We start from the raw sequence: 9,308 nt of genomic DNA, 5'->3' as shown, positions 1-9,308 counted from the left end.
GGCGGACCACCCCCGCTGCCCGGCCGGGTCTCCCGGCCCGCCACACTGAACAGCGACGCACCGCAGCAACGGACCGCAGCCGGGCACTGCCCGCCCGGCCGCTCGAGGAGAGACCGACCATGCCCACCCCCACCAAGGGCCCCCGCCTCGGCGGGTCCCCCTCGCACGAGCGGCTGATGCTGGCCAACCTGGCCACGTCGCTGTTCGAGCACGGGCGGATCACCACCACCGAGGCGAAGGCGAAGCGGCTGCGTCCGTTCGCCGAGAAGCTGGTGACCTTCGCCAAGCGCGGTGACCTGCACGCCCGGCGCCAGGTGATGACCGTCATCCGCGACAAGGACGTCGTCCACCACCTGTTCGCCGAGATCGGGCCGCGCTACGAGAACCGCGCCGGTGGCTACACGCGGATCACCAAGGTGGGCAACCGCAAGGGCGACAACGCCCCCATGGCGGTCATCGAGCTGGTCGAGGCCCTGACCGTGGGCCAGCAGGCGGTCGGCGAGGCCGAGCGCGCCCGCGGCACCCGCTTCGCCTCCGGCGCCGGCGCGGCCGCCGCGTCCGGTGAGGTCACCGCCGACGCGGTCGAGACCGCCGACGCCGACGAGGTCACCGACACCGAGGTCACCGACACCGAGGGCACCGGCGAGGACACCGGCCCCGGCGGCGACACCTCGCCGGCCGTCACCGACGGGGAGGTGGACGAGGAGGCGCAGCAGGTCGTCGCCGACGTCTTCAACCCCGACGGCGAGCGGCAGGACGACGGCGACGTCGAGGCCGAGCCGTCGGCGCAGAACCTCGCCGTCGTCGACAGCGACAACGTCTCGCCCGAGGTGGCCGCCGCGGCCGCCGCCGAGGTGGAGGCCGCCGAGCTCGGCGACGCCGCCACCGCCGGTACGCACGCCCCGGGTGGCGAGTCCGCGCCCGACCCCAAGTGATCCGCTGATCACCTCGCACCACCCCGACGAGCCCGCCACCGGTCACGGTGGCGGGCTCGTCCGCGTCCGGCTCGACATCGCCTACGACGGCACGGCGCTGCACGGCTGGGCGCGCCAGCCCGGTCAGCGGACGGTGCAGGGCGAGCTGGAGCAGGCCCTCGCCACCGTGCTGCGGACGCCGGTCGCGCTGACCGTCGCCGGCCGCACGGACGCCGGCGTGCACGCCACCGGCCAGGTCGCCTCGGGCGACGTCCCGCAGGCGGCCTGGGAGGAGCAGCACGGGAAGCTCCTGCGGCGGTTGCGCGGCCTCCTGCCGCCCGACATCGCCGTCTCCGCCGTCGCCGCGGCGCACCCCGACTTCGACGCCCGCTTCGCCGCGCTCGCCCGGCACTACGCCTACCGGCTCACCGACGCCCCGGGCGGCCCGTCACCGCTGCGCCGGGCGGACACCGTCGGCTGGCCACGCGCGCTGGACGACCGGGCGATGGCGCAGGCCGCCGCCCTGCTGCTCGGCCAGCACGACTTCGCCGCCTTCTGCCGCCGCCGGGACGGTGCCACGACCGTGCGCACCCTGCTGGCCCTGTCGGTCGAGCGGGACGGCGACCTGGTGCTGGTGCACGCCTCCGCCGACGCCTTCTGCCACTCGATGGTGCGCAGCCTCGTCGGCGCCCTGCTCGTCGTGGGGGAGGGGCGGCGCCCCGCCGACTGGCCGGCCGGCCTGCTGACGCGCACGGCGCGGGCCGACGAGGTGCCCGTCGCCCCGGCCGGGGGGCTCACGCTGCTGCGCGTCGACTACCCGCCGGACGACATGCTCGCCGCCCGGGCGACGGTCACCCGCGCCCGCCGCGGCTAGGGCAGCGCGGCGACCGCCTCGGCCACCGGGGTGTCGCCGCCCACCAGCTCCACGACGTCGTTGACCTTGCCCGTGCGCAGGATCTCGGCCAGCACCGCCGCGACGTCGTCCCGCGGCACGTCGCCGAACTCGACCCCGTGGGCGAGGGTGACCCGGCCGGTGCCGGGCTCGTCGGTCAGCCGCCCGGGCCGGACGATCGTGGTGTCCAGACCGGGGCGCGGCAGGATCTGGTCCTCCGCCCGCAGCTTGGCCTGCAGGTAGACGGCGAACACCGGGTCCATCCCGGCCGGCGTCCCCCCGCGCGCCTGCTCGACGCCCATCGAGGAGACCAGCAGGTACGGCCGCACCCCGGCCCGCTCGGCGGCGTCGGCCAGCAGGACGGCGGCGCCGTGGTCGACCGTGTGCTTGCGGGCGGCGCCGCTGCCCGGCCCGGCCCCGGCGGCGAAGACCACCGCGTCGGCGCCGCGCAGCACCTCGGCGACGTCGTCCGGCGAGGCATGCTCGAGGTCGAGCACCGCGGGCTGCACGCCGTCGGCCTCCAGGTCGGCGGCGTGGTCGGGGTTGCGGACGATCCCCACCACGGTGTCGCCGCGGGCGGACAACAGGCGGCCGAGGCGGCGGGCGACCTGCCCGTGGGCCCCGGCGACGACGACGCGCATGCCGCCCTTCCTACTCCGGTCGGCGGGTCCGGCGCAGCCGGGCGGCCGCCTCACGAGCCCGGGCGAGGTCGGCCGGGGTGTCGCAGTCGGTCCACGGCGGGGGCACGCCGGGCACGGTCGGGGGCCGGAACCGCCGCACCGCGAGCGGGCTGAGCACCTTGCGCATCGAGGTGGGCCCCGCGACGTCGGCGACCGCGGCGCGCAGCACCGCCGTCCGCCAGACCCCGAGCAGCAGCTGGTCGCGGCCGGTGTCGTCCACGACGAGGACGCCGTCGCCGGTGAGCCGCTCGCGCAGCGAGCGGACCAGCCCGGCGGTGAGGAACGGCAGGTCGCCGGCGAGGACGGCGACGACGTCGGTGGGCACCGCGGCCAGGCCGGCCCGCAGTGCCGCCACCGGACCGCCGCGCGGCGGCTCCTCCCGGACGACGACCACGCCCGCCGGCACCGGCTGCGGAGGGCCGACGACGACCCGCGGATCGGCGTCGGCGACCGCGGCGAGGACGGCGGCCAGGATGCTGCGCCCGCCGACCTCGAGCTGCGGCTTGGCCTGCCCGCCCAGCCGGGCCGCGCGGCCGCCGGCGAGCACCACCGCCGCGTACGGCGGCAGCGGAACGGACCCGTCCATGACCTGCACGGTAGGGCCTCGCGCGTGGGTACCGTTCCCCGCGTGGGACGAGTCACCAGCCGCACACCGGTGCTGCGCATCCGCGGGCCGGTCTCCTCGACGAGGCCGGACACCGTCGCGGCCGAGGAGCCGCTGGAGATCCGGCTCGGCGGCACGCCGCTGGCGGTCACCATGCGCACCCCCGGCGACGACTTCGACCTGGTCCACGGGTTCCTGCTCACCGAGGGCGTGATCGCCTCCGCCGACGACCTCGCCGGCCTCCGCTACTGCAACTCGGTCGACGCCGAGGGCCGCAACACCTACAACGTCGTCGACGTCGACCTGGCCCCCGGCGTGGCCGCGCCGGACACGGCGCTGGACCGCAACTTCTACACGTCGAGCTCGTGCGGCGTGTGCGGCAAGGCCAGCATCGACGCGATCCGCACGCGGACCCGCTTCGACGTGGCCGGCGACGGTCTCCGCCTGCCGCTGGAGGTGCTGCTGGCGCTGCCCGACCGGCTGCGCGCAGCCCAGCAGGTGTTCGACAAGACCGGCGGGCTGCACGCGGCCGGGCTGTTCACCGCAGAGGGCGAGCTCGTCGCCCTGCGCGAGGACGTCGGCCGGCACAACGCCGTCGACAAGGTGGTGGGGGACGCCGTGCGCACCGGCCGGCTGCCGCTCGCCGGGCACGTGCTCATGGTCAGCGGCCGGTCGAGCTTCGAGCTGACCCAGAAGGCGGCCATGGCCGGCGTCCCGGTGCTGGCCGCGGTGTCCGCGCCGTCGTCGCTCGCCGTGGAGCTCGCCGCCGACGTCGGCATCACGCTGGTCGGCTTCCTGCGCGGCGACGGCTGCAACGTGTACGCGCGGCCCGAGCGGATCGTGCTGCCCGAGAGCTAGCCACCCGGGAGCGACGGGCTGCCTAGCCGAAGACCAGGCAGAAGGGGTGGCCGGCGGGGTCGGCGAACACCCGGAAGCCGTCCTCGCGCTCCGCCGGCAGCTTGCGGGCGCCGAGGGCCAGCACGGCCCGCTCCGCGCTGTCGACGTCGTCCACCCGGATGTCGAGGTGCTCGTGCTGCGGGCGCGCCGGGTCGGGCCAGCGCGGGGGCTCGTAGGGGTCCGCGCGCTGGAACGCCAGCTCCCGCATCCCGGGCTCCCGGCCGATCACGACCCAGTCGTCGCCGTCCTCGTTCACCCGCATGCCGAGCAGCTCGGCGTAGAACCCGGCGAGCGCGCGCGGGTCCGGGCAGTCGAGCACCGTCTTCTCGAGACGGCCGATCAATGGTCACCTCCACGGAGCTGGCTCACGACGTGGGGGAGCAGCGGGCCCAGCACGGCGAGGCCGTCCTTCACCCCGCCGGTCGAGCCCGGCAGGTTGACGATCAGGGTGCGCGCGGCGGTGCCGGCGACGCCCCGCGACAGCACCGAGGTGGGCACCTTCCCGGCTCCGTACCGCCGCACCGCCTCGGCCAGCCCCGGCGCCTCGCGCTCGAGCACCCGGCGGGTCGCCTCGGGCGTGACGTCGGTGGGGGAGAGCCCGGTGCCCCCGGTGGTGAGGACGACGTCGAAGCCGGCGTCGACCGCCGCGCGCAGCACCGCCTCGAGCTCGCCGACGTCGTCCGGGCGCACGTGCGGACCCTCCACGTCGAACCCGAGCTCCCGCAGCCCCGCGGCCAGCGCCTGCCCGCTGCGGTCCTCGTACACCCCGGCGAAGGCCCGGTTGGAGGCGGTCAGCACCAGCGCCCGGGCGTCCGCCGGCAGCTCGCTCACCGCCGCCACTCCCCGCTCCTGCCGCCGCTCTTGGCCAGCAGCCGGACGTCGGTGATCGCCGCGCGGGGGTCCACCGCCTTGACCATGTCGATCATCGTCAGCCCGGCCACGGCCACCGAGGTGAGGGCCTCCATCTCCACGCCGGTGCGGTCGGCGGTGCGGGCGGTGGCGGTGATCTCCACGCCGTCGTCGGTGACCTCGAGGTCGACCGTGACGCCGTGCAGCGCGATGGGGTGGCACAGCGGCACGAGGTCCGGCGTGCGCTTGGCCCCTGCGATGCCGGCGATCCGGGCGACCGCCACCGCGTCGCCCTTGGGCACGCCCTCGCCGCGCAGCAGCGCGACCACCTCGGGGCTGACCAGCACCCGTCCCGCCGCCGTCGCCACCCGGGTGGTGACCGCCTTCTCCGACACGTCCACCATCCGGGCGGCGCCGGTCTCGTCGACGTGGGTCAAGCGGGCGTCGCTCACTGCAGGGCTCCTTCGATCAGGACGACGTCCACCTCGGCGCCGTCGGGCAGAGCGGTGACGTCCTCGGGGACCACGACCAGGCAGTTCGCCCGGGCCAGGTGCGCCACCAGGTGGGAGCCGGGGCCGCCGACCTGGGAGACCCGGCCGGCGTCGTAGCGGCCGCGCAGGAACTGCCGCTTGCCGGCGGGCGAGGACAGCGGCGCGGTGAGCCGGGCGGGCGCGCGCAAGCGGTCGGGCAGCGCGTGCCCGAGCGCCCGCCGCAGCGCCGGCCGCACGAACACCTCGAACGACACGAACGAGCTCACCGGGTTGCCCGGCAGCGTGACGACCGGGACGCCGTCCACCGTGCCCGCCCCCTGCGGCCCGCCGGGCTGCATCGCCACCTTGACGAACTCGACCGTGCCCAGCTCCGCCAGCGCGTCCTTGACCACCTCGTAGGCGCCGGCGCTCACCCCGCCGCTGGTGAGCAGCAGGTCGGCCGAGTCCAGCTCGGCGCGGAGGGTGGCCAGGAACTGGTCGACGTCGTCGGGCACGAAGTGCAGCCGCCGGGCCTCCCCGCCGGCGTCCTCGACGGCCGCCACCAGCAGCCGCGAGTTCGACTCGTAGATCTGGCCCGGCAGCAGCGGCTGCCCGGGCTCGACCAGCTCGCTACCGGTCGAGAGCACCAGCACCCGCGGCCGGCGCCGCACCGGCAGCGTCGTCAGGCCGACCGCCGCGGCCAGCCCGAGCTGGGCCGCGCCCAGCGGGGTCCCGGCGGCCAGGGCCACCGCGCCGGCCGGGATGTCCTCCCCGGCGGTGCGCAGGTGGGTGCCCCGGGCGGGGGCGTCGCGGATCTCGACGACGTCGGTGCCGCGGTCGGTGAGCTCGACCGGGACGACGACGTCGGCGCCGTCCGGCAGGGGGGCGCCGGTCATGATCCGCTGCACGGTGCCCGGCGCCAGCGGGCGGACGTCGGTGCGCCCGGCCGGGATGTCGTCGGCGACCGGCAGCCGTGCCGGCAGCTGCGCCAGCTCCTCGGCGCGTGCGGCGTAGCCGTCCATCGCGGAGTTGTCGAAGCCCGGCAGGCCCACCGCCGCGGTCACGTCGCGGGCGAGCACCCGGCCGTGCGCCGCCGCGAGGTCGACGTCCTCCTCGGGCAGCGGGGTCAGCAGGGCGGCCACCACCGCCTGGTGTTCCTCGACCGTGCGCACGGCCCCATCCTGCGGGAACCGTCCACCGTGGGGTGCGGCGGGAGGCACGGACTCCCCGTGGTTAGGGTGCGGCAGGCGAGTGACGGAGGTGCTGATGTCCGAGATCGACCGGATGCTGGCGGCCAACGACCAGTGGGCGGAGCGGTTCCCGGGGTCCAAGGACGTGCGGCCGGCGCGCAAGGTCGCGGTCGTGGCGTGCATGGACTCCCGCATGCCGCTGTTCCAGATGCTCGGGCTCGAGGTCGGCGACGCGCACGTCATCCGCAACGCCGGCGGGGTCATCACCGAGGACGTCATCCGGTCGCTGACCGTCTCCCAGCACGTCCTGGGCACCCGGGAGATCCTGCTGGTCCACCACACCCGGTGCGGGCTGCAGGCCACCGACGACACGTCGTTCGCCGACCAGGTGGAGCAGGCCACCGGGCGCCGGCCGCCGTGGGCGGTGCGCGCGTTCCGCGACCCCGCCGACGACGTCCGGGAGTCGATGCGCCTGATTCGGGAGAGCCCCTACCTGCTCTCCCGCGAGGTGCGCGGCACCGTCTACGACGTCGACACCGGCAAGCTCGCCGAGGTCGACTGAGCGCGTCGACCACGCTGTTCGCCCCATCCGCCGCCTAGGCTGCGGCCCGTGATCGGACGGGGGTGGGTGCGGGCCGTGGTCCCGGCGCTGTTCGCCGGGCTGCTGGTGACCGGGTGCACGAGCACGGTGGTGGGGACGGCGAGCCCGGCGGAGACGACCGCGCCGTCGACGACCGAGGGCGGGCCCACGCCCACCGAGACGCCGGTGGAGATCACCCCGCCGCCGCCGGTCGGCGTCGGCACCGTGCTCGAGTCCCACCGCATCGCCTCGGTCACCTCGCTCGTCCCGATCAGCTTCCCCAGCCGGACCGAGAGCTGCTTCCCGGCCGGTCCGCAGGTCACCGCCGCCGACCTCGACGCCGCGTACTTCGGGACGGGCACCGTCGCCGGCGTCCTCGACCGGTACGGCTTCGTCGCCGCGTGGGGCCAGTGCGGCAGCGAGCCGGACGGCGGTCCGGCCACCCTCACGATGGCCATGGAGGTCTCCGACCCCGAGGCCGCCGTCCTCGCCGCCGACGAGCTGGTCGCCGACCAGGTGGCCGCCGGGTACGAGGAGGCGCCGATCGAGGTGGACGGCGGCGCGGTGGTGCTGCAGGAGGGCGACGAGGCCACCGTCCAGGCGTTCGTGCCGGTCGGGCGGATGATCGCCTACCTGTTCCACGAGACCACGGCCGACGCGGCCGCCGCCGACGTCGAGAAGGTGCTCACCGACCAGGTCCAGTTGCTCGCCGGGTTCACCCCCACGCCGCAGGCCGACGTGCCCGCGCTGCCGGCCGACCCGCAGGGCCTGTCGGCGTACACGCTCGACCCGCCCGGCGACTTCCGCAACGAGTCGGGCCCCTACGACCTCGAGGGCTACCTGCGGCTGGCCATCGACCCGGTCCTGGAGCGGGACCTGCTCACCGGCCACGGGTTCACGGGCTTCTACACCAAGCAGTCCGACCAGGACGACCTCAGCTACGCCGTGGCGCTCTACACGTTCCCGACGCTCGAGCAGGCGTACTCCGTCCACGCCGCGTTCGCCCAGCTGGAGGTCGCGACGTTCGGCGGGACGCCGTTCCAGCTGCCGCAGGTCCCCACCGCGCCGTGCTTCCACTCCGGCGAGGACGGCTTCTACTTCCAGCGGTGCTACGTCGCCTTCAACACCTTCCTGGCCAGCGTCGACGTGGCCGGCCTGACGCGTCCCGACGACCTCGGCCCGATGAGCCAGCTGCTGCCGGCCCAGGTCGCCCTGATCGACTGACCTCGCGCCCGGCGGCGGAGATCCGCCGGCTGGTATCGTGGCCGATCGGCGCGCGGGTCGGCTGGTGCTCGCGCGCGCGGCACCGTCTCCCGTCCTCGGCGAGGCGAACCCACCGGCCTCCACCCGACAGACGAAAGGTGACGAGCCCGTGCGCACGTACACCCCCAAGCCCGGCGAGGTCGCCCGGGCCTGGCACGTCATCGACGCCACCGACGTGGTGCTCGGTCGACTGGCCAGCCAGACCGCGCAGCTGCTGCGCGGCAAGCACAAGCCCCAGTACGCCCCGCACGTGGACGTCGGCGACTTCGTCGTGATCGTCAACGCCGGCAAGGTCGCCCTGACCGGGTCGAAGCGGGACCAGAAGAACGCCTACCGGCACTCCGGCTACCCGGGTGGCCTCAAGACCATCAACGTGGGCGACCAGCTGCGCACGCACCCCGACCGCGTCATCGAGCGCGCCGTCAAGGGCATGCTGCCGCACAACAGCCTCGGCCGGCAGATGCTCAAGAAGCTGAAGGTGTACGCCGGGCCCGAGCACCCGCACGCCGCCCAGCAGCCCCAGACCTTCGAGATCAAGCAGGTGGCCCAGTGACCAGCGCCCTGACCCTGACCGACGCCGAGGGGCGTCCCGTCCAGACCGTCGGCCGGCGCAAGGAGGCCGTGGTCCGCGTGCGGCTGCTGCCCGGCACCGGCCAGTTCACGCTCAACGGCCGCACCCTCGAGGAGTACTTCCCGAACAAGGTGCACCAGCAGCTCATCCGCGAGCCGTTCGTGACCCTGGAGAAGGGCGAGCAGTACGACGTCGTCGGCATCCTCAAGGGTGGCGGCGTCACCGGGCAGGCCGGCGCGCTGCGCCTGGCGATCGCCCGCGCCCTCATCGAGGTCGAGTCCGAGGACCGACCGGCCCTCAAGAAGGCCGGCTTCCTCACCCGCGACCCGCGGGTCAAGGAGCGCAAGAAGTACGGCCTGAAGAAGGCCCGCAAGGCGCCCCAGTACTCGAAGCGCTGA

Annotated in this window: 13 protein-coding genes; 7 read left to right on the top strand and 6 right to left on the bottom strand. The window is 75.5% G+C overall.

The window, feature by feature from the left end; all coding sequences use genetic code 11:
- The first annotated feature begins 119 nt into the window (after positions 1-119).
- Positions 120-935, top strand: a complete 816-nt coding sequence (rplQ, locus tag ACI8AF_RS07500) for a 50S ribosomal protein L17 (RefSeq protein ID WP_456539066.1) — start codon at positions 120-122, stop codon at positions 933-935.
- Complete coding sequence (gene truA, locus ACI8AF_RS07495; RefSeq protein ID WP_456539065.1) at positions 907-1,788, top strand: tRNA pseudouridine(38-40) synthase TruA; 882 nt, start codon at positions 907-909, stop codon at positions 1,786-1,788. Before rplQ ends, truA begins: the two co-directional genes overlap by 29 nt.
- On the opposite strand, the gene ACI8AF_RS07490 is transcribed toward truA, so the two are convergent.
- A complete protein-coding gene (locus tag ACI8AF_RS07490) occupies positions 1,785-2,447 on the bottom strand; it encodes an SDR family oxidoreductase (protein ID WP_456539064.1) in 663 nt (220 codons plus the stop codon). The genes truA and ACI8AF_RS07490 overlap by 4 nt on opposite strands.
- Before the next feature lie 10 nt (positions 2,448-2,457).
- Entirely contained in the window at positions 2,458-3,072 is a 615-nt protein-coding gene (gene mobA / locus ACI8AF_RS07485) for a molybdenum cofactor guanylyltransferase (RefSeq protein ID WP_456539063.1), read from the bottom strand.
- Positions 3,073-3,114: 42 nt separating this feature from the next.
- Between mobA and fdhD the strand changes: the two genes are divergently transcribed.
- Positions 3,115-3,948, top strand: a complete 834-nt coding sequence (gene fdhD / locus ACI8AF_RS07480) for a formate dehydrogenase accessory sulfurtransferase FdhD (RefSeq protein WP_456539062.1) — start codon at positions 3,115-3,117, stop codon at positions 3,946-3,948.
- A gap of 22 nt (positions 3,949-3,970) precedes the next feature.
- On the opposite strand, the gene ACI8AF_RS07475 is transcribed toward fdhD, so the two are convergent.
- Genes ACI8AF_RS07475 through moeA form a run of 4 tightly spaced genes read right to left on the bottom strand, consistent with a single transcriptional unit; the run spans position 3,971 to position 6,478 of the window.
- Positions 3,971-4,330 (bottom strand): VOC family protein, encoded by a 360-nt coding sequence (locus ACI8AF_RS07475; RefSeq protein WP_456539061.1) that lies wholly within the window; start codon positions 4,328-4,330, stop codon positions 3,971-3,973.
- Positions 4,327-4,818: a MogA/MoaB family molybdenum cofactor biosynthesis protein gene (locus ACI8AF_RS07470; RefSeq protein WP_456539060.1), complete on the bottom strand. Its 492-nt coding sequence runs from the start codon at positions 4,816-4,818 to the stop codon at positions 4,327-4,329. The genes ACI8AF_RS07475 and ACI8AF_RS07470 overlap by 4 nt, the downstream gene beginning before the upstream one ends.
- Complete coding sequence (moaC, locus tag ACI8AF_RS07465) at positions 4,815-5,288, bottom strand: cyclic pyranopterin monophosphate synthase MoaC (RefSeq protein WP_456539059.1); 474 nt, start codon at positions 5,286-5,288, stop codon at positions 4,815-4,817. The genes ACI8AF_RS07470 and moaC overlap by 4 nt, the downstream gene beginning before the upstream one ends.
- Complete coding sequence (gene moeA / locus ACI8AF_RS07460) at positions 5,285-6,478, bottom strand: molybdopterin molybdotransferase MoeA (RefSeq protein ID WP_456539058.1); 1,194 nt, start codon at positions 6,476-6,478, stop codon at positions 5,285-5,287. Before moeA ends, moaC begins: the two co-directional genes overlap by 4 nt.
- A 94-nt stretch (positions 6,479-6,572) precedes the next feature.
- Between moeA and ACI8AF_RS07455 the strand changes: the two genes are divergently transcribed.
- The 4 genes from ACI8AF_RS07455 to rpsI all read left to right on the top strand — a co-directional run bounded on the left by ACI8AF_RS07455 (position 6,573) and on the right by rpsI (position 9,308).
- Positions 6,573-7,058, top strand: coding sequence for a beta-class carbonic anhydrase (locus ACI8AF_RS07455; protein ID WP_456539057.1), 486 nt, complete (start codon positions 6,573-6,575; stop codon positions 7,056-7,058).
- 48 nt (positions 7,059-7,106) lie between these two features.
- On the top strand, positions 7,107-8,300 hold the full coding sequence (locus ACI8AF_RS07450; protein ID WP_456539056.1) for a DUF7373 family lipoprotein: 1,194 nt from the start codon (positions 7,107-7,109) through the stop codon (positions 8,298-8,300).
- A gap of 148 nt (positions 8,301-8,448) precedes the next feature.
- On the top strand, positions 8,449-8,892 hold the full coding sequence (gene rplM / locus ACI8AF_RS07445; protein ID WP_456539055.1) for a 50S ribosomal protein L13: 444 nt from the start codon (positions 8,449-8,451) through the stop codon (positions 8,890-8,892).
- Complete coding sequence (gene rpsI / locus ACI8AF_RS07440) at positions 8,889-9,308, top strand: 30S ribosomal protein S9 (protein WP_456539054.1); 420 nt, start codon at positions 8,889-8,891, stop codon at positions 9,306-9,308. The genes rplM and rpsI overlap by 4 nt, the downstream gene beginning before the upstream one ends.

The organism is Blastococcus sp. SYSU D00669, assembly GCF_054050715.1.
This window is presented reverse-complemented; position numbering and strand designations above follow the sequence as displayed.

Excerpts from the sequence above, each read along its gene's own strand:
- ACI8AF_RS07455 (WP_456539057.1), top strand. The coding sequence starts at position 6,573 with ATGTCCGAGATCGACCGGATGCTGGCGGCCAACGACCAGTGGGCGGAG.
- ACI8AF_RS07490 (WP_456539064.1), bottom strand. The coding sequence starts at position 2,447 with ATGCGCGTCGTCGTCGCCGGGGCCCACGGGCAGGTCGCCCGCCGCCTC.
- mobA (WP_456539063.1), bottom strand. The coding sequence starts at position 3,072 with ATGGACGGGTCCGTTCCGCTGCCGCCGTACGCGGCGGTGGTGCTCGCC.
- rplQ (WP_456539066.1), top strand. The coding sequence starts at position 120 with ATGCCCACCCCCACCAAGGGCCCCCGCCTCGGCGGGTCCCCCTCGCAC.